Genomic DNA, 23973 nt, shown 5'->3' on the forward strand with positions numbered 1-23973 from the left:
GGATAAAATGCTAGTGGTAGGCATTATTATACTTGTGATTGCACTTGGCGTGTTATCCGCCTACTTATTGATGTATAAAAGGCAAATCAAATCCTTGGACAGGCAGCTTGACTTTATTCGACAAAACGACACGAACCGGCATTTGAAACTTTCCCTTCAAGCGGATGAACTCCAAAGGTTGGCGAAACAAATCAACGCCGTGTTGGTGAATGCTCGGGATGAAAAAGTGTCGCTATATAAAGCAGAACAAGCTTTCAAAGAAGCGATCACCAATGTCTCGCATGATTTGCGCACACCGCTTACCTCGGTTGTTGGATATATTGACATGCTTGAAAGTGGAAAAATAACGGATATAGAACGGGACGAATATTATCAGATTGTAAAGGAACGGGTTCGTCATCTCGTGCAAATGCTCGATGATTTATTTGAATTTGCACGTATTGAGTCAGGAGAATTCGAGCCGGCATCCGAAAAAGTTGATGTCGGGCAAACCTTTTTGGAAACAATTTATCTTTTTCATTACGATTTTTCTAATAAAAAAGCTGAGCCTCAGCTAAAACTTCCGGATGTTCCGCTTTATATTATCGGTGATACTGAGGTTCTCAAGCGTATATACGAAAATGTGATTCGGAACGCCTTAACTCATGGGGAAGGTGACCTAAAGGTTAAAATAGAAAAAACGGATGGAAAAGCGGTGATTCATTTACAGAACCATGCTCCTGACTTGCAAGAACAGGAAATTCAAAAGCTGTTCGAACGGTTCTATACCACGGAAACCTCCCGTCATCGAAAGACAACAGGGTTGGGCCTATCAATCGCCAGACGATTGGTTGACATGATGGATGGGGAAATAACAGCGGAGAAAAAGGGTGAAAACCTCGTCGTGTCGATTCAATTTGATCTCTTATCAAAATGACCATCGGGATATTGAAATTCATATGAACAAAAAGGTATTCCCGAAGCTGTTAAATATTTTTTCTCCTTGCAAATGGGATTATATTAATCCCCTTAGTTATTGAATGCACTTTTTAAGGATAGGTCCCTATGATATATCTAAATAGCCAAGTAAATCAATTCTTCAGTAAGTTCGCTATAACCGTCTTTGGCTGATACAATCAGTTATTTCAACATATGTTTTATACTGTTCTATCAGTATCTCTTGATTCTTTATAATTTGGTTCTTCTTTGTCATTTGCGTCATCCTTTTTAGTTTCTGAATAAAATCAACAATACATCCCAACTCCAATATTTTGGTTGCGAATTCAACTCCGGGGGGTCGAACCAGGCCTATTTTTGTCAGCGTAGATTCCTAGAACAAGGATTCCTTCTTCGTTGGCACAATTAATTTCCCATATAGCACCATACGCCCTCATGGTATTAGGACTGATTAAAGAAATAACACCGTGGCATCCCTTAATCTTCCTTCTGCAATTGATTTTCCATGAATACGACCATGGTTCTTAAGCTGACATATCTATAAATTCAAATGGGGTACTACTATTTCTACCTTGTCCTACTAGATGTGATTGAGCCCACTTAACTTCGATTGCAAAATTAATGAAAATTCTCTTCTTATTTATTTAGAGTCACCTCACCTGTAAAATTCTTCTTCATAAGACAGTGTTCGTCACCTTAAGGAGAATTCCTTTTGAAATTTACAAAATCCCTAAATGTAAAGTTCCCTAAACAAGAGACGGGAATGGGGCTAGCCTGGAAAAGGTGAACATCTTATTGAGAGGTATGAGGTTTAACCAAATAAGCCAGTTAAAAAAAGTGTACTCATAATTATCTAAATTATAGAATTTTAAGAAATATTTTAAATATATATGGAGCCATCGACAGATGTATGCAGGATGCAATAGGAATCGGTTAGGCTTTATGGGATGAGGTAAGCGGATTGATTGAAGATGGAAATTATTTTTCAGCGGCAGCAACCCTTGCATTCGCAGCTGGTATAAGTGTTAATCCAGTGACTATTGGCCTCTTTGTATTATTATGTGGAGGCACTCCAGTAGAATAAATATTATCAATGTTTTGGTCACAGAAGTCTCGTATTTGCTATAATTAAATATGAGACTTCTGTGATTTATTATTCATTTTATAAATAGGATGAGTAATAAATCACAACTATGAAGGAGTTGGTTATTTGATTGCTTTTCTAGAAAATTTAAAAGCACTAGCTTTTTTATTAATATTTATATCTAGCATTGTTTATTATTGGCAACTAAAATTACTTAAAAGGAAGAGAAAACTTTCTAAAAGCGAAATGGCAATGTATGTGATTAATTTGATCGCACCTTTTACTTATGCATTTATATATATCATTCTACTTTTAGGAACATGAAATTAGACGGTTAGGTAATCATACTCGATGGATTAACTTTTACAAGCTTATGAGGTATTATGTATGAATCTCTTATAGATTTCCTTGAAAGGGGCTGTAGGAGATTTTTTCTTGTTTATATGCTAATATTGGTATTTTTCCTGTTCCCTGGATAGGTATGATTTACCTAATTTTCTCATAGTAAAGTTTTTGGGAGGTGTTGAACATTAATATTTCAATAATTAAAGCAGCTCCAGAATATACAAAAGAAATTAGTAGAATTTGTTCAATAGATAGTGACAGACTGTCCAAGGTATTTATAGTGAGGAATATCAAAATAAAAATGTAGAATATTGATATAACCACAAACCAGTTCAGGAATATATTGTCAAAGGTATATATTCTAACGTAGCCATGGTAGATCATAAAGTCACAGGAACGATTGGAGGGGACCATGGCTGAACAAGGTATTAGTGAGATTTATGTTTTTTATGTTGATGATGTGTACAGATATAAAGGGATAGGCAGAAAACTCTTGCGCAACTGAACAATATGTATCTGTACAAGAAGGGAATGAACTGGGCATACCTTTTTATGAATCTCGTGGCTTTCAACAAAAAGGTCAAACCCAACGCTATTGGAGACAGATTATTAACTAAAGGTCCTGTCGGATATCTAGAACTAGGTATAGTCGTTTCTGGAATTACGAAGAAAATTAACAATAACAACAACATTTTGAATAACAAGTAATCTGGGTATTTTTAGTGAAATATTAACAGGAGTAGACTTTAACGGTGCTCCTTTTCTATTTGGTAAGTATTCAATGATTTTCTTAATATTATATGATTACAATGACTGTCCAACTACATCTTGTATCCTTTGTTTCTCTGATTGAAATTCCTTTTCCCATTCATAGTCCAAGGAACTAAAAACACTTCATCTCTCGGTAAGTTTAAATAAAGTTTACAATTCGATATTTTTCATGTTAAAAATGTCGAGTATTTTTAAAGGTGCTTTGCTATTATGAAGACATGACAAGGAGGGATATGTTGTTAAAAGAATTAAACCTAGTGATTGATTATATTGAAGATCATTTAATCGATGAACTATCTCTTGAAGAAATATCTGAATTTGCTGGGGTTTCCGACTATCACTTTAGAAAGATATTTTTTTATCTCTCAGGTATGACGCTAAGTGAATATATAAAACACAGAAGATTATCAGAGGCCAATAAGGATTTATTGCATGGAGGAAAGGTAACAGATGTTGCTTTTAAATATGGATATCAGTCAGTGGACGGTTTTACTAGGGCATTTAAAAAATGGAGTGGTTTTTTACCCTCAGATGTCATTAAAAAAGGGATAAGCAAATCGTTTCCCAAATTGTCATTCGTCATAACTGTTAAAGGAGGAAATACTATGGAATTTAGAATTGAAGAAAAAACCAGCGTTTAATTTAGTCGGTGTAAGTAAACGTGTACCAATGCAATTTGAAGGCGTTAATAATGAGATTGTTAAGCTTGCAGAAAGCATAACGGACGAACAAAAAGAAGAAATGAAGTCTCTTCAAAATATAGAGCCTTATGAAATTGTTAATGCTTCTTATGATGCTGACGCTAATTTCTTAAAAGAAGAAGGAGATTTGACTCACTTGATAGGTGTATTAACGACTAAAAATCAAGTAAGTGATCGATTAGAAAAAGTGCCGGTCGAAGCTTATACTTGGGCAATATTTCCAAATGAAGGGCCATTTCCATCTACGTTACAAGAAACAATGGCAAAAACATATTCAGAATGGCTTCCTTCTTCCGATTATGAAGTAATCAATGCCCCTGCTTTTTCTTTTACTAAAATGGATAAACATAAAAAAGATTACGCCTATAGTGAAGTTTGGTTGCCTGTTCGGAAGAAATAAAAAAATTTCTAAGATAATGAAGAGCAACGCTGATTAGCCTGCGTTGCTCATTTGTCCTCGTTACATTAAACATTTAATATATATCTATTTAACCATCTTCGTTACCATATATACTAAATCGTTCTTATATGATTCAATATCAAAATTTTCATCAGTCATGAGCATGCTTTCAGCGGTAGCGCCCTGTATCATTATAGAAACATTTTTTAAATCAAACTCAGAAAACTCGTTTGTTTCCTGTCCATATCGTAAAATCTTCTGTAGATGCATATAGATTGGATCTTCCTCGTCATTTGACAATTTATAATAAGGAATATTGTCTTCTGTACGTGCATTAAAAATAATTTCAATAAGCGCGATGTTATTAATCCTATGTGTTACCTGATAAGCTAAAGATGCATCAATGAACGTTATTAATTGATCATTTGCCGTTTCTTTTTCTGAAACTCTGTCCTGAATATATTCAAATTGCTTTTTTAATAAATATATCAATGTATGGTTCAATACATCTTCTTTATCTTTAAAATGATAAGATATTAGACCTGTGCTTACCTTTGCCTTCTTCGCAATTTTTGCCAGGCTTATATTTACATAGCCAATTTCATCAAGTGTCTCAATCGTAGCTCTAATGATTTGTTCTCTTCTTGCTTCCTCAATAAAGGATGGTTGATCTCCCACAGCAATTACCTCATTTCCTTCCTATTCTTTTCTATTTCTTAGTTTATCAATTACCCATAAAATTCCCACAATAAAAAGCATCAGCTAATGATTTGATGGTCAATACCAATAATTATTGACTAACAAAACTTAACTATTTAGTTTATTCATTAAGAGGAGGAAGGTGACCTTGAGAAATAGGGGTTCCGTAGTGGTATGAAAACTCTCTCATAAATCCTGCAAAAAAAGATAACCTTTGAAACAAGAAATTGATAAATGCGATAAAATAAGGATGAAATTCTATATCATAAGACTGAATATGACACATGAAAACCTGCTTTGATTAGAAAAATACAATGATGAATTATAGGAGGAAATGTTTAGTTAAACTCGAAATGTATAGCTAGGTGAATCTTAGGGAACTAGGTTGTGATTTTAATGAAAATTAATTTTAATTCAATATTTTGGTTATTACCTGGAATTTTAATAGGTTTTACAATCGCATCTGTAATAAGAGGTTTTTGGATTGATGATTTTGATCGGGGACAATGGTTATCGTGGATAATAGGTGGAATAATCGGGTATTTAATAATGATCCTTTTACTTTTTCTAATGAACAAGAGAAAAGGAAATTAAACATGAATAAGTTATGTGAGATTTAACTTATATGTCTCATTTATTATAAAATGGCTGGATTAAAAAAGAAAACGGAGAATACCATATGGCTCTCCGTTTAAAAGTTACGACACGATTAGACCCACCACATTTCCTTAATGGATTCTTCTACCATAACCGGTTTTAGAGTATCAATAGCTTTTGTGAAGCCTTCATCGATAGACATTAATCCATCTTCGTGTTCAATGCTGACCACATAATCATAATCATAAAGACGTAAAGCACTAATCATATCAGCCCATACCTTACTTTCATGACCAAACCCAACTGTACGAAAGTACCAAGCACGTTCTTTCATTTCAGAATAAGGTGTCATGTCTGTTATACCGTATCGATTCACATTGGGTTGATCGATAATAGTGTCTTTGGCATGGAAATGGTGAATCGCATTTTCTCGTCCAAGGATCTTGATTGATTCAACGGGATCAATACCTTGCCACCACATGTGGCTAGGGTCTAGGTTGGCGCCAATTGCTGGACCGCATTGTTCTCTTAATCGTAATAGGTTAGCAGGTGTATGTACGGAGAATCCACCATGTAATTCTAATCCGATTTTCACATTATATTGTTCGGCATATGCCGCTTTTTCTTGCCAGTATGGAATAATTTTCTCTTCCCATTGCCACTTCAAGATTTCTTGATAGTCATTGGGCCAAGGTGAAACAGGCCAGTTGGGATACTTAGCATTTTCATGATCACCAGGGCAACCTGAAAATGTATTAACAACTGATACTCCTAGTTCATGTGCAAGCTGAACGGTTTTATTAAAAAGTAAGTCTGCTTCTTCAGCAATATCCTTTTGGGGATGGAGCGGGTTTGCATGACAACTTAAAGCACTAATGATTAACCCTCTACTTGAAATCTTTTCTAAGAAAGCCTGTTGTTTGTCTTTCTGACCTATTAGTTCATCGATTTTACAGTGAGCATTACCAGGATATCCTCCTGTTCCTAACTCTACGGCTTCTATCCCTTTTGATGCAACATGATCCAACATTTCATCAAGATCCATATCAGAAAATAACACTGTAAATACACCTAATTTCATAAAAATTCCTCCCATACAATGTAATCGATTACATATCATTATAGTTAAAAATATAGCAAAAAAATAACCTGTTGACAAACAATTCTAAAAATTTTAAAATTTAAATGTAAACGATTACATCAAAAGAATAATTATTGAAAGTGGGAAGCATCATGGCAAACATTCTTGAAGTAGCACGTAGAGCAGGTGTTTCTAGTGCGACAGTATCTAGAGTATTGAATAAGACAGGGACTGTTTCCTCAAATACAAGGTTTAAAGTTGAAAAGGCAATTGAGGAGCTAAAATATGAACCGAGTATGTTAGGAAGGAATTTGAGAAACTCCGAAAGTCGTCTATTACTTGTACTTATTCCTAATTTTTCAAACCCTTATTATACAGAGATTATTAATGGAATTGAAGATTATTCTATCGCGAATGGTTATAACATTCTTCTTTGTGAGACTGATTCTAATCCTGATCGTGAAAATATTTTCTTTAACATGGTCAAAAACAAATTGGCTGATGGAATTATTTCAATGGATCCTACCGTCAATATGCAAAAGTTAACTGAATTAGCTGATGAGCACCCCATCATTTTATGTAGTGAATATGATGAAGGTGGATCAATACCTTACGTCGCAATTGATAATGAATCTGCAGCATACAAAGCCATTAAGCATTTGATCAAATTAGGTAATCATAACATAGGGCTTATTAACACTGATGAAAAATTCTTATATGCTCGTCAACGAAGAAAGGGCTACGAAAGGGCATTAAAAGAATTTAATTTACCGATACGCAACGAATGGATTTATACCACTGCAGGGTTAGATTTTCAACATGGTGTTCAAGCAATGAGAAAACTACTTCAACTAAACGAAAAACCTTCTGCTGTTTTTGCAGTTTCTGATACATTAGCCATTGGGGCATTAAAGGAACTCAATGTTCGAGGCTTAAATGTTCCAGATGACTTATCAGTAGTAGGATTTGATAATATTAGCTTTTCTAACATGACAACCCCTACTCTCACTACAGTTGCACAACCGATGTATAAAATGGGATTCACAGCAGCAAGTATGCTAATTAACAGTATAAAAGGGAGAAAAGTCGAAAGCGTCATCTTGGATTACGAATTAATCATTCGGGAGTCAACGATGAAATAATGATTAATTTTTTGGGGGGATGATAATGCAAATAAATGTTGGAATAATTGGTTGTGGATCGATTACAAAATATCGTCATGCACCAGAGTATCGTGATAATCCATACGTTGACAACATTGTGTTTTATGACCGAAATAGGCATAGAGCCGAAGCACTTGCTGAAGAATTTGGTGGTCGCGTAGCTGATACGATGGAGGACTTGTTAGAAGACCCTTCTATTGCAGCTATTAGCGATTGCTCATCAAATGAAGCTCACCATATTAATACGACCAATGCTCTACTAAGTGGAAAACATGTCTTATGCGAAAAACCTTTGGCCATAAGTATTAAACATGCTGAGGAGATTCTTGAAGCGGAACGTCAATCAGGAAAAAAACTGATGGTTGATCATAACCAACGATTGACTAAAGCGCACCAGAAAGCTAAAGAACTAATTGAAAATAAAGAACTTGGAGAAGTACTTACTTTTAAAACTACTTTCGGTCATGAGGGGCCTGAAAGTTGGGGAGTAACGAAGTCTAATGCAACATGGTTTTTTAAGAAAGAACGCTCTTACTCAGGCGTAGCTGGCGATTTAGGTATTCATAAAATTGATTTGATTCACTTTTTATTAGACGATGAAATGGAAGAGGTCCACGCCTTTAAGGGAGCACTTGATAAAGTTGATGAAAATGGAAGTCCTATTGATGTGAGTGATAATGTTGTCTGTGCATTAAAAACGAAAAAGGGACATTTAGGAACTGCTTCATTTTCATGGACTTATTATGGAGCTGAAGACAATTCGACGACTATTTATTGTCAGAAAGGGATTATTAAAATTTATCATCATCCACAAGATCAACTTATTGTGGAAATGAAAGATGGTAGCGTTGTTCGGTATGAACTAGAAGCCATTCAAACAAATGATAATCAAACCAATACCGGTGTCATTGACTCATTTGTTGATGCCATTATTCATGATAAGGAACCGGTGGTGTCTGGGCAGGAAGCTCTTAGTTCTTTAAAAGTTATTGAAAAGATACTCCATCCTTAAGCATGAATGCTAATTTTATATCAATTTATGTAATGGTTTACATTATATTTTTCATTATTAATAAAGGGGTAGGAGGGTTTGAGAATGATACAACAACTTGCCATTAATTCTAATACGTATCACGGCTATTCACTTGAGGATGCTGTTAAAGGAGCAAGCAAGGCTGGGTTTACACAAATTGAAATATCCGCAGTAAGAGATCACACTTCTCACGTATCACACGATATGTCAAAGGAACAGCTTAATGAGGTTAAGGAATTGCTAAACACATTTGGCATGCGGTGTATTGGTGTTAGTGCGCATAGTAACGTGATGACGGAAGCAGGGATTACTGAGCTACTAGACAGTATTGATTTATCAGTTGAATTTGACTGTAAGTATGTCGTTACAGCAACAGGAGATTCACATGGTGATGCAGATGTAATTGATGATGTAGCTGTACTTGCTAAAAACTTAGAACCTGTTATTGAGAAGTGTGAGAGATTAAATAAGACGTTAGTCATTGAAACACACGGGAATAATTTTGCAACTGGTGTATCGGTGAAGAAACTAGCTCAAACACTGAATGATCGTGTTAAAGTCACTTATGATACTGGGAATGTGATTTTTTATGGTAATGAATTACCTTACGAGGATTTGGAGTCATCCGTTGATTACATAGAATTTATCCACTTAAAGGATAAGCTTGGTAAGAATAACGAATGGTATTTCCCGGCCATTGGTGATGGGAATATAGACTTTAAAAAACTATTTAATATACTCAAGAAAGCTGACTATGATGGGCCAATAAGTGTCGAGATTGAATTTACACCAGATGGACCTAAAAATCTAGAAGAAGTAAACGGATGTGTAAAAAGATCCTTTAATTATCTATCGCAAATATTAGATTAAACCAAGGGATAGAAAGGTGAAATTTATGAAGAATATTGGTCTTGTTGGCTTGGGATTTATTGGTAAACCGCATTTTAACGCTTATCAAAAAATGAACCATGGGCAAGTTACTGCAATATGTACACGAAGTGTTGTAACGGATCAAGAAATTTTGACTCATTTTCAAGGGGAATTTATAAAGGATTATGAAGCGTTATTAAATAATAAAACTATCGATATCATAGATATTTGCCTACCTACGTACCTACACGAAGAATACATTATTAAAGCAGCAAACGCTGGAAAACATATCATCTGTGAAAAACCTTTAACATTAAATAAAAATTCCGCTAACAGAATCATAAATGCCGTAAACAAAAACGGAGTCAATTTATTCGTTGGACACGTATTAAGGTTTTGGCCAGAATACGAGTTATTTAAATCATATAGCCAGACCGATAAACTAAAGGATATAGAATTAGTTAACGCCAAACGGCTTGGTCAATTACCAACATGGAGTGAGTGGTTCAAATATCCTGAAAAAAGCGGTGGTGCATTATTCGATCTACATATTCATGATATTGATTTTATTTATTACTTATTAGGTGAAGTCGAATCAGTATATGCTGTTGGAAGCCAAAGTAATAACGGAGCATGGAATCACATCATGACAACACTACTTTTTAAGAACAAAGCCAAGGCATTTGTAGAAGCCTCTAATCAAATGCCGGAGGGTTATCCGTTTACAATGGCTTTAAGAGCTCAAGCAAAGACAAATGCGCTGAATTTAAGTATTGTTGCTGGTGAAAACATTGAGGGTATAAATGAAGAAAACAACCAACTCATTTACTATGCTGATCAAAAAAACACCCCAATTAATATTGAACAATCAGACCCCTTTCAAAATGAACTTTCATACTTCGTAAGCTGTGTTGAAAACAACGAAGAAAATGAGATTGTACCTTTAGAAGATGTACGCTATGTCATAATGTTGCTAGAAGCGATTCAAGAGTCTTTAGAAACTGGACAAATGGTTAAAATCTAGCAATCTACTCTTAATAATATATTCACTTATGTAAACGCTTCAAATACCCACCAACCTCACGATAGAAATTTCAGTTTAAATCTAATAATGTGATTAAATCTGTTATCTCACATTATTTAAAATATAATATTTAGGCTACTTCATTAGTGGTTGGAATGTTGGCTTAGCCAACAGATTAAGCCTATTGCCTCGGTAATACCGGGAGCTATTTGGGATAATTAGGAGGATTTATATGAGAAAAGGTGTATTGTTACTTGTATTGGTGATGGGATTGATTCTTAGTGCATGCGGCAGTGAAGGGAATACTAACGGTGAAACAGGTGGAGGCAGTGATAATGGTGGTAAACACAAAATCGGAATTCTTGCACCAGAAGTTACTCATGGTTGGGTAGCAGCAGTCGCATATCATGCGGAAGAGCGAGTGAAAGAATTGTCTGATAATGTGGATTATCAAATCAAAACAAGTAGTAACGCTTCAGAAATGACATCTCAGTTAGATGATTTAATGACATGGGGAGCAGAAGCAATTGTAGCATTCCCTCAGTGGGAAGGGATGGAAGTTCCAATACAGAGAGCACTCGATGAAGGAATTGAAGTTGTAAACTTTGACATAGTTATTGATGCAGAAGGTGTATATAGAGTTGCAGGTGATAATGAAGATATGGGTGTTCAAGGTGCCAACTACATTGTTGATAAGATTGGGACTGAAGGAAACGTAGTGGTTCTAGAGGTACCTTCAGCTGGGTCAGTATCTGAATTAAGAAAGAAAGGCTTTGTTGAAACAATCGAAGAGATTGCACCAGATATGAATCTTATGACATATGCAACGGAATTTACGAGAGAAGCTGGTTTAAGTGATTTTGCAGATATCTTAACAGCTAATGATCAGATTGATGCCGTATATTCAATGGATGACGAGACGTCTATCGGTGTTTTACAAGCAATTAGAGAAGCCGGGAGATCAGATGTTAAGGTTGTAACTGGTGGTGGCGGAATGCAAGAGTATTTTAATATGATGCCAGAAAATGAGGATATCTGGATTCAATCTGCACTTTATAGCCCTGCTATGGTTAAAGATGCAGTAGATGTTGCAGTTGATGTATTAGATGGTGAGGAGGTTGAAGAAGATACCATTATTCCAACAACTGTAGTAGATAGAGAAAACTATGAACAGTTCCTTGATGAAAATTCACCTTACTAGATTTGGGCAATTTTGCGATATAAATACAAAATAGAGACGGGTTATGGCCATGCTATAGCCCTCTCTTTTTAAAAACTAACCTGGAAGTGATCGTATGTTTGTTGAAATGAACCATATTAAAAAATCATTCGGAAGTAATGATGTCCTTAAAGATGTATCACTAACAATAAATGGTGGGGAAGTCTACGCGCTGTTAGGTGAAAATGGAGCAGGAAAGTCGACCTTAATGAACATACTTGGTGGGGTTCACCAACCTGATGAAGGTACCATTTCTGTTAATGGAGAATTAGAAAAATTCAATAAACCCGTGGATTCACAAGAAGCAGGGATAGCATTTATTCACCAAGAATTGAATCTCATTAATGATTTACCCATCTATGAGAATATGTTTTTAGGAAGAGAACCTAGAACGAAAACAGGGTCCTTAGACCTTGAAAAAATGATACGAGACACAGAAGAAATCTTTCAAAAAATGAATATCAAACTAGATTCAAAGAAAATGGTTGGTGACCTGGATTCGTCCTATAAGCAAATAATTGAAATCTGTCGTGCGATGATTACGAATGCTTCTATTATTATTATGGACGAACCGACTACCTCTTTAACTGACCAAGAAATTGAACGAGTTTTCGAGATGATGGTTACGTTAAAAAATCATAACGTGGGGTTGATTTTTATCTCACATAAGCTAAATGAAGTCATGCAAATTTGTGATCGTTATGCTGTCCTTCGGGATGGGAACTTAGTATCTGAGGGACTCGTCAAGGATGTTACAACAGATGATCTTGCTCGTTTTATGGTAGGTTATGACGTTAGAACTGAACCATTATCTAGGAAAAGAGATTTAGGTGAAGAAATTTTACGAGTTGAGGGCCTTACATATAAACATGCTTTTAAGAATATTGATTTTTCAATTAGAGTAGGTGAAGTTGTAGGGTTTACGGGTTTACTAGGGGATGGAAGAAGCGAACTTTTCCAGTCTATTTTTGGAGCCAATGATATTTCATCAGGAAAAATATACTTAAATGGTAAAGACATAAAAATAAAAAGTACTTTGCAAGCAATCAATAAGGGAATTGCCTATTTACCTAGAAACCGTAAAGAAAATGCCATTATAAGGGATATGGATATTTTCGAAAATAGTTCAATTGCAACTTGGCCAAAATTTTCAAAAAGAGGTGTTATAAACACCTATATTCATAAAGACAAGTTTAAACACTTAAGCGAAAAATTAAAAATCAAAATGGGAAAACGTACAGATAACATTACAAGCCTTTCAGGGGGGAACCAACAGAAAGTTGTTCTTTCCAAGTGGATTGCAACAGATCCGAAAATACTCATTTTAGATAATCCAACACAAGGTGTGGATGTTGGGTCGAAGGAAGATATTTACGATATTATTTTAGACCTTGCAGATGAAAATATCGCAATAGTTGTCCTTTCAAGTGAAGCAAGTGAGATCATTCGTGTATGTGACCGGACATTAGTAATGTACCAAGGTGTCATACAAGGAGAGCTAAAGGGAAATGAAATGACCGATCATAATATTATGAGACTAGCAACAGGCGGAGAACTAACGAATAAGGAGTGGGAAGCCAATTATGGGAAATGAAATGGTAGTAAACAGCAGAACTAGTTATTTAGAATGGTTTAAATATAAGTGGTCAAACGACCCCTTATTCAGCATATTTATTGGATTAGTTATTATGATCATCATACAGACATTAGTTTTAGGGTTCGACTATAATTCATTCGGTAGTTGGTTTCAATCATGGTCTAATAATTGGATTAATATTCTTAGGAATAATGCAGGTATTGGGATTGTTGCATTAGGAATGACCTTTGTTATTATGACAGGAGGAATTGACCTAGCTGTTGGCGCGACATTGGTAGCAACAGGCGCTTTTGCGATGGCACTACTGGACGTTGGGCAAAGAGGAATTTTAGGCATTATTGGCGTAACAGGGTATCCGGCAATAATTCTAACCATTATTTTTGTACTTATATTTGGATATTTACTCGGTTCACTAATCGGTGTTTCCGTGACAAAAGGTATGGTTCCACCTTTTATTGCTACACTGGGGGCTATGATGGTTTTTAGAAGTGTAACACAACACCTCATGCAAGGTTATAATCCTAGAGTACCAGTAGAATTTCTACAAATTGCGAGTTTTAAAATAGGTAATCTAATGATTATGCCAATCATATATTGGTTGATTATAGCTGCCATCCTGTATTATGTATCGAAGCGAACAACTTTTGGAAGGCATATCATTGCTGTCGGCTCAAATGAAAGAGCTGCGAACCTTTCAGGGGTAAACGTTAATAAGGTTAAATTACGCGTTTACGCATTAATGGGGCTTCTCGTTTCGATTGCCGCGATTATCCAGGTCTCTCGCATTGGATCAATGGATTATGCTGGAGCAGGCCGGGGGATGGAAATGGATGCTATTGCAGCAGCTGTTGTCGGTGGAACGAGTATGATGGGTGGACGAGGTTTTATCCTTGGTACGGTATACGGTATGTTAATCATTGCTGTATTAAATAATTTGCTTAATTTATTTGGAGTACCACCTTTACTTGGAGATGCGTTTAAAGGTTTAATCGTAATTGCTGCCGTTCTTTTACAGAGGAAGGACAAATCCTCTTAAAAGCTTAATTCATTCAAGAAATTTACATTTATGCTGACAGTAAAATATGAATCCTCTAAGAAATCTGAATGGTTTAATATTTCATCCAAGATTTAATGTAATTACAATACAGGAGCCAAAAGCTCCAAAAAAAGGACTCTCCCCCTATTATATGGAGAGAGTCCTAATACACTATTTAATGAAACTTATAGTAGAGTTCCATTTTAATCTTCATCATCATCTTCTTCATCGTCATCGTTGTCGTCATCGTCATCATGATCGTCGTCTTCATCATCTTCATCATCGTCGTCATCATTTTCAATCTCGATTTCGACTTCTTTTTCATTTGTAAAATCAATCTCAATTTCTAACTCATTAATATCTTCACGATTAATATCAAGTTCAGATAAAATGGTTTCTAAGATTTCATCTTTTGTCATATCCTCTGATAAAGCTATTTCATCCAGGAAGCTTTCAAGTGTTTCAACAGCTTGTTCACCTTTATATTGTTCTTTACCTTCCTTACTTTCTCGCTTAACCTCCGCTTTTACCTTGTCTTCTTCATTTTCATACTTGAGTTCTAGTTTTTGATCATCTAATAGCTTAACGCCTAATTCGAATTCACGAATGCCATTATATCCATTATCTTGTGATTCTTCTTTGCCTTCATCTTCAAGTTCAATATCTACTTTTTTACCATTTGTAAATTTAATTTTGATTTCAAGTTCTTCATACTGACCTTCTTCAATTTGTAACGTATTTAATACTTTCGTTACAATATCTTCTCTAGTCATATCTGATGATAACGCTAATTGCTGGATGATTTCTTCAGCTTCAGCTACGGCTTCTTTTCCTTTTAGTTTCGTCTCTTGATCCTTTGACTCACTCTTTACTTCAGCCCGAACTTTCCCTTTTTTGTTTTGATACTTTAATTTATATTCTTGTTCCTCGTCTTCTACTTTGATTTCAAGTTCTATTAAATTTGATGTTGTATTAACTTGATCTTCATTTAAAAGACTAGCTTCTACTACCTCATCATTTTTAATTACTAGTGTCACCATATCTCCTTCAATCAATTGATTAGCTGAGATAAAGCGATCATAATATTGTACGATTAAGTCAGATGGGAGATGGTATGTAGCCTTATCACCGTCAGATGTTTCAATAGTGATGGAGCCCTCCACGTCTGTTGATTCAGTTTCGTCTATTTCTTGTTCGAAAGAGATGTCTGTGACGGTTCCTTGTACAGTAACTGCACCAGACTGTTCTAATAAATCTTCATTAGTACTGTCTAAAAATGCTGCCATTTCACCGCGTGTTACTTTTTTGTTCGGTTTGAACGTATTGTCTGGGTATCCTGCAGTAATATCTTGCTCAAGCGCAACATTGACATAACCAATCGATCCTGCAGGGATGGTATTAACATCTTTGAAGTCAGGGATACTTGTCATTTGCTCTAAGGCTTCGTCTTCTAGTCCAAGAGCTCTTACTAATAATTGAACAATCCATACTCGAGATGCTGGCTTATCTGCCTGAATTTTATCTTCAGTGGCATTGAATAATCCATTTTCTAAAGCTACAACGACATGTCCTCTTCCCCAAGATGGAATTTGCTTTTCATCTTTAAAGTGGAGTGCCGTATCACTAGGCTTAGACAATGCTTCATCCTCTAAACCCAGGAGACGTACAGCCATTACAATTGCTTCTATTCGCTTTACAGGTGCATTGGGACGAAATGTTCCATCATCATAGCCATAGATAACATCTTTAGATTGCATTTTGCCGATATATTCTTCTGCCCATGGTGCATCTTCTAAATCATTGAAGTCAAATTGAATACCTTCTCTTTCTTGATTAGATTCTTCTCCATCTTCCGCAGCTAGTGCAGGAATAGCCAGAAGAGATATGATGAATAACATAAGTACAGTTCCTAAAAAAAGTCTTGTTTTCTTCATTCGGAAACTCTCCTTTTCTATATAATAAAAAAAGTCTAACAATATTAGTTAGACAGATTTACCCAAAAAATGTTTAGGTAGCTGGCTAACTTTGATCAATAGATCTTTAGTCCCTTAAGCTTTGCGTCCTTACCTTTCGATAAGTTTGCCCTTATCTAATGATTAAATTTTAATAGGAATTAATAGAATTTATATAAACCATAGCAACTTACCCAAACAGTTACAAGGGTATTTTCTCCTATATATGAATATTTTTCCGAATACTATTGCTCATTTAGAATTATATGGAAAAACGGGAACCACCATAGTTCCCGTTAAAGATAGAAGATATATCAATAATGATTTACCAACTGATATTTTGTTTAACGTTGTTCAATTGTTGGGTAGAGAAATCTATCATTCGAACATATAAATCGAGGATCGATTGCCCATAATTGTCCCCTGGTACGGCCCACTTACCATTTAAGTCCGTCCATGCTGGCGCTGATCCTCGTGTGACCAAATCAAAGCGAGGGTCAACAAGCGGATATTCATCGGGTAATGGTTCGGTTGAGGCGTAGGCATATAAGTGTTGAATATGGGCTAATACGCCTTCTTCTGGTGTTTCAAAGCTTGCTCCAGGATTATCAGGACCTGTTGCGCCTAAGCCACAATAGTTGTTTTGCTCAGGCTGTACGACCCCCGTAAATCGTAAATAGTCCGTTTCGTGCATCGCTTGTGCAAAGGCGATATCTCCTCTAATTCCATATGCTTCTCCAATCGTCAGGTAATGGATTCCTAACTCAATGGCATCATTGTTTACATCTTTAACAAATAGATTCATTAACTCCGGTGACAGGTAAGTCTGTCCCATAATGGAATAGCCTGCATCATTTTCCGGTGCATGATTTGCGGTCGTTTCCGTGACGATAAACGCATCAGTAATTCCTGCGGCTTGAACTTCTTGTAAGCGATTTTCAGCATTATCTCGGTTAGAGAAAGCACCAGCTTGAACGCGATACCATAGCTGCCCTGATATTGTGATGGTTATAATAAAAGATTCAATACCGTGTGATTGCAAATAAGCAACACGTTCTTCTGCATTGTCCCTCGTTTGAAAGGAACCGGCGATCACTTTATAAAGTGTTCCAGTACCGTCTTCTTTACGCTGAAGGTTAAAAGCTCTTGCTAATCCATTGACATGTCCTTGAGCAACATCTTGTCGCCAAGCGGCATCCGACATGAGTGCTGCATCTTGAGGGTTATCAATAAACCCATTTTCAGTTAACAATGCTGGCATATAAGATTCACGCAGTACATGGAAGTTGGCTTTTTTCTGTCCACGATTTCGTAATTGATTAACCTTCGTGACCTCTTCATGAATGATATCCTGGTATATTGCTGTGGTAGAGCTGTCGGATAAACTGCTATGAATATAGTCTTCATAACCTCTTGCACTACCATTAAAAGCATTACAATGGATAGATAAATAGTAATCTGCACCCCAAGCATTGGCCTCATTGGTACGCTGAGATAAACTTTTTGTGAGATCACTAGAACGACTCATTTGTACGTCAACATTTTCATAGTTATTGATTAATAGGGAACGAATTCTAAGAGCTATATCTAAATTAATATCTTTTTCTAGTAGTCCATTCCCTGTCGCACCACTATCTGACCCACCATGCCCTGGATCTAAATATAGTTTCATACTATACTCCCTCCTATAGAGAAGTCATACAATAATATAGTATGAAGCGAGCTTCATTTTTAGTGGACGAAAAGGAAGAAAATTATAAAACAGGCTCACGTAGTAGTTACATAAAATCAAAGAAATACCGAATGATATGAAAAAAGATAGGTGACGTATATGTTAGACTATCGATTCGACTTAAATAGCGATACTTGAGTGTTTCCTGTTTCTCGCTATCCCCAATCAGTAAATCGCGTTTGAGGACCGAAATCGTGACACTTCCAAAGTATCCCGCAACACTAATAATCACACCTGATAAAATGCCAAATGTTAAACCAAATGGCGTCAAATAAGGGAATAAATAATAAGAAATACAAGTGGTTAACACTAATGCGCCCATAAAGCCTTCCCAAGTTATATAAGGGTTAGCTGTTGGAATTACCTTTCTTTTTCCGATATAAAGGGAAATAAGGTATTGAACGACATCACTGACCTGCGTTAGGATAATTAAAAACAACACTAAATTGGGTCCAAATTCCGGTGAAGCCGTTTGATAGTAGGCCAAGTGACTGAGACCAAATACCATCAACATGAGTCCCCATTGCGTAAAACTGACCGAGCGTAAAAATCCCAAGGTTCCTTTTCCAATAATGCGTGGTAACGGTAAAAATAGAAAAACATAAACCGGAATAAAAACAATAAACATCCCGTACCACCCGATGTAAATCCAGTAAAACTGAAGCGGAATCATGAGGTATGACCATAGAAAGATACGCCGATCAGATTTCCTTGATTTCATCATCGAAAAATATTCTCTTAATGCGAAAAAACATAGGACCATAATGGATATTAACGAGACGATTGGGTTAAATAACGTCGCGAAACAAAAGATGACAAACATACCCCACCAGGTTTTGACACGCATCTGGATAGCTGTGAAGTCCTTGTTTGGCTGTGTTTTCTTAGCAACGTAAAACATGATCGATGCGCCTAATAATGTTAAGAAAATAATCGATAAGGTCCATATCGTTTGAGTCATAAGTCTCACCCCAATCTATATATAAAACTGCATTCATTTTACAGTAAATAGGTTATAATGAAAAGAAGAGATAGATTGATAGAAGAGGGGATACGAATGACAGATCATCAATCTGTATATATTATGCTGTCGGATACAGGTACAATTTTTACGAGTTTAATTAAAACATATACGAGAGCGCCTTATAATCATGCATCTCTTTCGTTTGATCCGGAGCTTAGGGAAATGTATAGTTTTGGTCGAAAAAATCCAAAGAATCCTATAAATGGGGGATTCGTGAAAGAGGACATTTTAACTGGAACCTACAGTCGTTATAAAGAGACGACCTGTGTCATTTACAAGCTGGAGGTTACGGAACGCCAGGTTGAGAAAATGAAGCGCATTCTCGATGTCTTTATTAGGAATAATAATAAATTTTTATATAATATTTTAGGGGTGATAGGCGTTTCAATCAAAGAACCGATTGAGTTTAGTAATTCTTATTTTTGTTCTCAGTTTGTGGCAGAAATATTGAAGCGGTCGGGTATTAACCTCTGGGATAAACTACCTGCCATGGTCACACCAGAGGATTTCAGGAAAAATGAACGTTTGGAGTTAATTTATGAAGGTAAACTGTTTGACTTTGAACCGATTAAAAAGCAGCTTAAAAATTATGATGAATAAATTGTTTAAGAGACTTTCAACTACTGAATTAAAAGGTTAGAGAAAAAAGAATTAAGGAAACAGTTAAAAGTAACTTACGTTGAAGTTTATAAAAAGCTTTAGTGTGTTATTGGAAAGGTGTTTTTACTGTTTATTTACAATACAAGAAGTATTTTTTTCATACAACAAACGGCTAGTTAATTGAATAAAAAGCGATGACTAAAAAATAAAGGAAATGTGTTTAGCAATCGAGAAGAAGTCCGTAGCAATTGTGTGTAATAAGTTTTAAGAAAACAAAAGAAAGGAGGAGAAGACGACATGAAAAAAGCGCAAAATAATATCCAATTTCCAAACATTGTGTCACGAGACGAATGGCTTACGACTCGTAAGGAACTGCTGGCCAAAGAGAAGGAATTCACTAGGGCTCGTGATGCGTTGAATGCCGAGCGCCGTCGACTCCCAATGGTAGAGATTGATAAGGGTTATGTCTTCGAGGGTCCGAACGGTAAGACCAGTCTGCTTGATCTGTTTGAAGGGCGCCCTCAACTTATCGTACATCACTTCATGTTCGATCCTGATTGGAACGCAGGTTGTCCGGCTTGCTCACTGGCTGCGGACAACATCGGCCACCTCGCCCACCTGCATGCACGCAATACGTCACTGGCTCTAGTCTCCCGTGCTCCGTTTCCCAAGCTTCAGCGCTACAAGGAACGCATGGGTTGGAACATTCCTTGGTACTCGTCCTACGAAAGTGACTTTAATTATGACTTCCATGCTACGTTGAACGAATCAATCGCCCCCATCGAATATAATTACCAGACCAAGGACGAGCTAGTTCAGGCTGGCGTACCCGTCGATTCCGTACAGTCAATGGAAGTGCCCGGCGTGAGCACTTTTCTTCGAGATAATGAAAGAATTTTTCACACGTATACGACTTACGCTCGTGGAACTGATCTACTACTTGGCACCTTCAACTACCTCGATTTAACAGCACTCGGCAGGCAGGAGGACTGGGAACAGCCACCCGGACGTAGCGATGGCAACGGCAATACATGGCTTCGTCGCCATGACGAATATGATCACTCAGAGGACTCGGACTCCTGTTGCAATTCAAGATAGGACGACTTGTAATCAATGCAGAATAAATAAACTAAAGAAGAACCTAAGAAAATATAATGAACAGGGCTAAATTCCCCGAATAATCCTGCTATTAAAATGGATAATGGTTGCCATTCGGTCACAGATTTAACAAATGGAGTAAATTTAAATAGTATTAATGGGGTTCTCTAATTTGAGATCCCCTCTTTGTTTGTTTTCCCTTTAGTCAATTTAAAAAACGCAATTGCCCCTAAAGATGACGTAAAGAATAAAGTGAAACCCATTGGTATAGCTGTCGTTTCATTAATCCCAACTAAAGGAGATACAATGGATCCAAGTAGTAATGGGAGTGTTCCTAATAGTGCACTAGCACTTCCAGCACGATGACCTTGGTTTTCCATTGCTAATGTAAAGGTACTCGTTAGGATCATCCCCATGGTTGTCATATAAATAAAGATTGGGATGACGAGTGTCGCTAATGGCCCTTCAATAATCGTCATAACGAGAAGGAAAGAAGTTGCGCTTACTGCGGTGATAACAGCAATCCTTAGTAATTTTCTTTCGTGAATGAATCCACCTAAACGACCTATTAGAAAACTACCCGTAATAATGGCGATTCCGTTAATTCCGAATAATACACTGAATACTTGAGGCGATACGCCATAGATGCCTTGGTATACGAAAGGTGTGCCAGCGACATAAGCGAAGCTCCCGCCATGGATTAAGCCAACCGTTAAGGCATAGCCAATATAAGAACGGTCTCTTAATAAACTCCCCATCGTCCCAACTGAGGAGCTGATTGAGCTTGGGATTTGTTTCTCAACTGGTAGTGTTTCATGCAACCGAAACGCTATATTGATGACAATTAGAACACCTACAATGGCTAGAAAGTAAAAAATCGTATGCCATGTTGCAAATGGTAATAGTAAAATTGCTCCACCAGCCATGGGTGCTATCATGGGTGCAGTTGCATTGATGACCATTAATAGTGAGAAAAACTTAGTCAATTCTCGTCCGCTAAACACATCACGCACAACTGCACGTGAAAGCACAATCCCTGCGGAAGCAGTAAAACCTTGTAAAAATCGTGCGATGACTAAGGTAGTGATATTAGGTGCTAAAGCACATAAAAGCGATGACAGCACAAATAAAGAAATTGAAATAATTAGTGGCTTTCTTCTTCCTCGGGCATCACTAATGGGGCCAATCACAACCTGACCAACGGCAAGCCCAATTAAACATGTGGTTAAGCTTAACTGAACAAGCGACGCACGAGCCCCTAAGTCATTCGAAATTTCAGGAAAACTTGGTAAGTACATATCGATATTAAGTGGACCTAATATACCAAGTGTTCCAAGGAGGAAAGCCAAACCTAGACGTTCTTTTCCTGTTGGATTATGTAGCATGAGCTTTTACACCTTTCTATACCCTCTATATATTTAACAAATATAGTTAGTCTAACAGATGAAACTGTTTTCAGTCTATTGGTTTATATTTTTATGTCAATCAGGAGGGGAGATTTCTCCGATTTGGGGGAATATAGAGGGCATTTCAAGAAAATATAAAAGAGATGAACCAGACAGTTCACCTCTTTCCATTCTAATATCCAACTGATACATACTTCGTTTCTAAAAACTCTTCTATGCCTTCTTTACTACCTTCTCTTCCGATACCACTGCGTTTCATACCACCGAATGGTGCCTGTGCGGCGGAAGGGACGCCATCATTCCAACCGATAATACCGAAATCTAACTGTTCAATAATATAATCGGCACGTCTGTAGTTTTCCGTAAAGATATAAGCAGCTAGACCATATGGCGTATGGTTCGCATATTGAATCGCTTCTTCGTCATTTGTGATTTTCTGAATCGGTGCAATTGGGCCAAAGGTTTCTTCGTTCATAATGAGCATATCTGGTGTGACATCTTTTAATATGGTTGGTGGAAAATAAAAGCCTCCATTTTTAACATCACCTTCTCCACCTATAACGAGTTCGGCTCCTTTTTCCAGAGCGTCATCGACATGGTTTTTCACTTTATCGTAGGCACCTTCATGGATTAAAGGCCCGATATCCGTATCTTTTGATAATGGATCGCCGGTTTTTAACTCATCTACTAGCTCCTTAAATCTTTTAATAAAATCATCATAAATTTCATCCTGGACATAAATGCGATTGCTTGCGATACAGGTTTGGCCGCTATTTCTAAATTTTGATGCTAAAACACCTCTGGCCGCCGTTTCGATATCTGCATCATCTAAAATAATGGCCGGTGCATGTCCACCTAGTTCCATTGACATTTTCATGACCTGATCAGCACCTTTTTTAAGAAGCTGGATACCGACCTCTGTTGAGCCTGTAAACGTAAACTTTCTTACTTTGTTGTTCGTTAGTATTTCGTCTCCGATTTTTTCGGCATCACCGGTGACTAAATTAACAACACCTTTTGGGATGCCAGCTTCTTCACATAGTTCCATTAATTTAATCGCCGTTAGGGGTGTTTCATTTGGTGGTTTTACAACAAAGGTACAGCCAGCTGCTAAGGCAGGTGCAAGCTTACGCGTAATCATCGCAGCTGGGAAGTTCCATGGCGTAATGGCCCCAACGACCCCAACTGGTTGTTTACGGACGCGCATTTTTTTACCTTCGCGATCGGAAGGAATGGTTCTTCCGTATACGCGTTTTCCTTCTTCAGCAAACCATTTAATAAAAGAAGCGGCATATTTCACTTCGCCAATGGAGTCGTTCATCGGTTTACCCATTTCAAGGGCCATGATTTCAGCAAGCTCATCTTCGTTTTCATGCATTAAATTAAAAAGTTTTTCTAAATAATTGGAGCGTTCATAGGCTGTTGTTTGTGACCATTCCTGGAAAGCTTCATGAGCGGCATCAATAGCTCGTGTCGCTTCGTCAGTGCTCGCGTTCGGAACGGTCCCAACAACCTCTCCGTTTGCAGGGTTATTAACCGAGACTTTTTCTAGGTCCTGGCCAACCCATTCACCTGCGATATAGCAAAGTTTATCCAACAAAATCC

General features: G+C 36.9%; 18 protein-coding genes, 1 pseudogene and 1 riboswitch. Of the genes and pseudogenes, 12 read left to right on the forward strand and 7 right to left on the reverse strand.

Features of this window, described 5'->3' with window-relative positions; translation table 11 throughout:
• Positions 1–7: 7 nt before the first annotated feature.
• From BLP77_RS14250 to BLP77_RS14270, 3 genes and pseudogenes are all read left to right on the forward strand, one after another.
• Complete coding sequence (locus BLP77_RS14250; protein ID WP_093857790.1) at positions 8–916, forward strand: sensor histidine kinase; 909 nt, start codon at positions 8–10, stop codon at positions 914–916.
• A gap of 981 nt (positions 917–1897) precedes the next feature.
• Positions 1898–2020, forward strand: a complete 123-nt coding sequence (locus tag BLP77_RS16165) for a hypothetical protein (protein ID WP_261753366.1) — start codon at positions 1898–1900, stop codon at positions 2018–2020.
• 1352 nt (positions 2021–3372) lie between these two features.
• A pseudogene (locus tag BLP77_RS14270) lies at positions 3373–4237 on the forward strand (AraC family transcriptional regulator).
• A gap of 84 nt (positions 4238–4321) precedes the next feature.
• On the opposite strand, the gene BLP77_RS14275 reads toward BLP77_RS14270, so the two are convergent.
• Both BLP77_RS14275 and BLP77_RS14285 read right to left on the reverse strand, forming a co-directional pair.
• A complete protein-coding gene (locus BLP77_RS14275; protein ID WP_093857792.1) occupies positions 4322–4915 on the reverse strand; it encodes a TetR/AcrR family transcriptional regulator in 594 nt (197 codons plus the stop codon).
• Positions 4916–5645: 730 nt separating this feature from the next.
• On the reverse strand, positions 5646–6614 hold the full coding sequence (locus tag BLP77_RS14285; protein WP_093857794.1) for a sugar phosphate isomerase/epimerase family protein: 969 nt from the start codon (positions 6612–6614) through the stop codon (positions 5646–5648).
• Between the two features lie 152 nt (positions 6615–6766).
• On the opposite strand from BLP77_RS14285, the gene BLP77_RS14290 reads away from it, so the two are divergent.
• From BLP77_RS14290 to BLP77_RS14320, 7 genes are all read left to right on the forward strand, one after another.
• A complete protein-coding gene (locus tag BLP77_RS14290) occupies positions 6767–7756 on the forward strand; it encodes a LacI family DNA-binding transcriptional regulator (protein ID WP_093857795.1) in 990 nt (329 codons plus the stop codon).
• A 25-nt stretch (positions 7757–7781) separates the two neighbouring features.
• Positions 7782–8789 carry a Gfo/Idh/MocA family protein gene (locus BLP77_RS14295; protein WP_093857796.1) on the forward strand — a complete coding sequence of 336 codons (1008 nt, stop codon included), beginning with the start codon at positions 7782–7784 and terminating at the stop codon, positions 8787–8789.
• An 84-nt stretch (positions 8790–8873) separates the two neighbouring features.
• Entirely contained in the window at positions 8874–9680 is an 807-nt protein-coding gene (locus BLP77_RS14300) for a sugar phosphate isomerase/epimerase family protein (protein ID WP_093857797.1), read from the forward strand.
• 25 nt (positions 9681–9705) lie between these two features.
• Positions 9706–10704: a Gfo/Idh/MocA family protein gene (locus BLP77_RS14305; RefSeq protein ID WP_093857798.1), complete on the forward strand. Its 999-nt coding sequence runs from the start codon at positions 9706–9708 to the stop codon at positions 10702–10704.
• Between the two features lie 232 nt (positions 10705–10936).
• Positions 10937–11905, forward strand: coding sequence for an ABC transporter substrate-binding protein (locus tag BLP77_RS14310; RefSeq protein ID WP_093857799.1), 969 nt, complete (start codon positions 10937–10939; stop codon positions 11903–11905).
• Between the two features lie 94 nt (positions 11906–11999).
• Positions 12000–13517 carry a sugar ABC transporter ATP-binding protein gene (locus BLP77_RS14315; RefSeq protein ID WP_093857800.1) on the forward strand — a complete coding sequence of 506 codons (1518 nt, stop codon included), beginning with the start codon at positions 12000–12002 and terminating at the stop codon, positions 13515–13517.
• Positions 13507–14556 carry an ABC transporter permease gene (locus BLP77_RS14320; protein WP_245686899.1) on the forward strand — a complete coding sequence of 350 codons (1050 nt, stop codon included), beginning with the start codon at positions 13507–13509 and terminating at the stop codon, positions 14554–14556. The genes BLP77_RS14315 and BLP77_RS14320 overlap by 11 nt, the downstream gene beginning before the upstream one ends.
• Positions 14557–14759: 203 nt before the next feature.
• Here the strand turns inward: BLP77_RS14320 and BLP77_RS14325 are convergent, their stop codons facing one another.
• The 3 genes from BLP77_RS14325 to BLP77_RS14335 form a co-directional block, all read right to left on the reverse strand.
• Positions 14760–16490, reverse strand: coding sequence for an S-layer homology domain-containing protein (locus tag BLP77_RS14325; RefSeq protein ID WP_093857801.1), 1731 nt, complete (start codon positions 16488–16490; stop codon positions 14760–14762).
• A 73-nt stretch (positions 16491–16563) separates the two neighbouring features.
• Positions 16564–16650: riboswitch (cyclic di-GMP riboswitch) on the reverse strand.
• 183 nt (positions 16651–16833) lie between these two features.
• Positions 16834–18180 (reverse strand): N-acetylmuramoyl-L-alanine amidase, encoded by a 1347-nt coding sequence (locus BLP77_RS16300; RefSeq protein WP_093857802.1) that lies wholly within the window; start codon positions 18178–18180, stop codon positions 16834–16836.
• A gap of 106 nt (positions 18181–18286) precedes the next feature.
• On the reverse strand, positions 18287–19201 hold the full coding sequence (locus BLP77_RS14335; RefSeq protein WP_093857803.1) for a phosphatidate cytidylyltransferase: 915 nt from the start codon (positions 19199–19201) through the stop codon (positions 18287–18289).
• A 96-nt stretch (positions 19202–19297) separates the two neighbouring features.
• On the opposite strand from BLP77_RS14335, the gene BLP77_RS14340 reads away from it, so the two are divergent.
• A complete protein-coding gene (locus tag BLP77_RS14340) occupies positions 19298–19864 on the forward strand; it encodes a hypothetical protein (protein WP_093857804.1) in 567 nt (188 codons plus the stop codon).
• A gap of 297 nt (positions 19865–20161) precedes the next feature.
• Positions 20162–20962, forward strand: a complete 801-nt coding sequence (locus BLP77_RS14345) for a DUF899 domain-containing protein (RefSeq protein WP_093857805.1) — start codon at positions 20162–20164, stop codon at positions 20960–20962.
• Positions 20963–21129: 167 nt separating this feature from the next.
• Here the strand turns inward: BLP77_RS14345 and BLP77_RS14350 are convergent, their stop codons facing one another.
• Positions 21130–22347 (reverse strand): Bcr/CflA family efflux MFS transporter, encoded by a 1218-nt coding sequence (locus BLP77_RS14350; protein ID WP_093857806.1) that lies wholly within the window; start codon positions 22345–22347, stop codon positions 21130–21132.
• A 193-nt stretch (positions 22348–22540) separates the two neighbouring features.
• The gene (locus tag BLP77_RS14355) at positions 22541–23965 is read right to left on the reverse strand and encodes an NAD-dependent succinate-semialdehyde dehydrogenase (RefSeq protein ID WP_093857807.1); all 1425 of its coding nucleotides are present in this window, start codon (positions 23963–23965) and stop codon (positions 22541–22543) included.
• Between the last annotated feature and the right edge of the window lie 8 nt (positions 23966–23973).

The sequence above is a fragment of the Tenuibacillus multivorans genome (assembly GCF_900103915.1).
GTDB lineage: Bacteria > Bacillota > Bacilli > Bacillales > Alkalibacillaceae > Tenuibacillus > Tenuibacillus multivorans.

What these genes read in the sequence shown, in the direction of transcription:
- BLP77_RS14250 (WP_093857790.1), top strand. Translation starts at nt 8, where the DNA reads ATGCTAGTGGTAGGCATTATTATACTTGTGATTGCACTTGGCGTGTTA.
- BLP77_RS14285 (WP_093857794.1), bottom strand. Translation starts at nt 6,614, where the DNA reads ATGAAATTAGGTGTATTTACAGTGTTATTTTCTGATATGGATCTTGAT.
- BLP77_RS14290 (WP_093857795.1), top strand. Translation starts at nt 6,767, where the DNA reads ATGGCAAACATTCTTGAAGTAGCACGTAGAGCAGGTGTTTCTAGTGCG.
- BLP77_RS14295 (WP_093857796.1), top strand. Translation starts at nt 7,782, where the DNA reads ATGCAAATAAATGTTGGAATAATTGGTTGTGGATCGATTACAAAATAT.
- BLP77_RS14300 (WP_093857797.1), top strand. Translation starts at nt 8,874, where the DNA reads ATGATACAACAACTTGCCATTAATTCTAATACGTATCACGGCTATTCA.
- BLP77_RS14305 (WP_093857798.1), top strand. Translation starts at nt 9,706, where the DNA reads ATGAAGAATATTGGTCTTGTTGGCTTGGGATTTATTGGTAAACCGCAT.
- BLP77_RS14310 (WP_093857799.1), top strand. Translation starts at nt 10,937, where the DNA reads ATGAGAAAAGGTGTATTGTTACTTGTATTGGTGATGGGATTGATTCTT.
- BLP77_RS14315 (WP_093857800.1), top strand. Translation starts at nt 12,000, where the DNA reads ATGTTTGTTGAAATGAACCATATTAAAAAATCATTCGGAAGTAATGAT.
- BLP77_RS14320 (WP_245686899.1), top strand. Translation starts at nt 13,507, where the DNA reads ATGGGAAATGAAATGGTAGTAAACAGCAGAACTAGTTATTTAGAATGG.
- BLP77_RS14325 (WP_093857801.1), bottom strand. Translation starts at nt 16,490, where the DNA reads ATGAAGAAAACAAGACTTTTTTTAGGAACTGTACTTATGTTATTCATC.
- BLP77_RS16300 (WP_093857802.1), bottom strand. Translation starts at nt 18,180, where the DNA reads ATGAAACTATATTTAGATCCAGGGCATGGTGGGTCAGATAGTGGTGCG.
- BLP77_RS14335 (WP_093857803.1), bottom strand. Translation starts at nt 19,201, where the DNA reads ATGACTCAAACGATATGGACCTTATCGATTATTTTCTTAACATTATTA.
- BLP77_RS14340 (WP_093857804.1), top strand. Translation starts at nt 19,298, where the DNA reads ATGACAGATCATCAATCTGTATATATTATGCTGTCGGATACAGGTACA.
- BLP77_RS14345 (WP_093857805.1), top strand. Translation starts at nt 20,162, where the DNA reads ATGAAAAAAGCGCAAAATAATATCCAATTTCCAAACATTGTGTCACGA.
- BLP77_RS14350 (WP_093857806.1), bottom strand. Translation starts at nt 22,347, where the DNA reads ATGCTACATAATCCAACAGGAAAAGAACGTCTAGGTTTGGCTTTCCTC.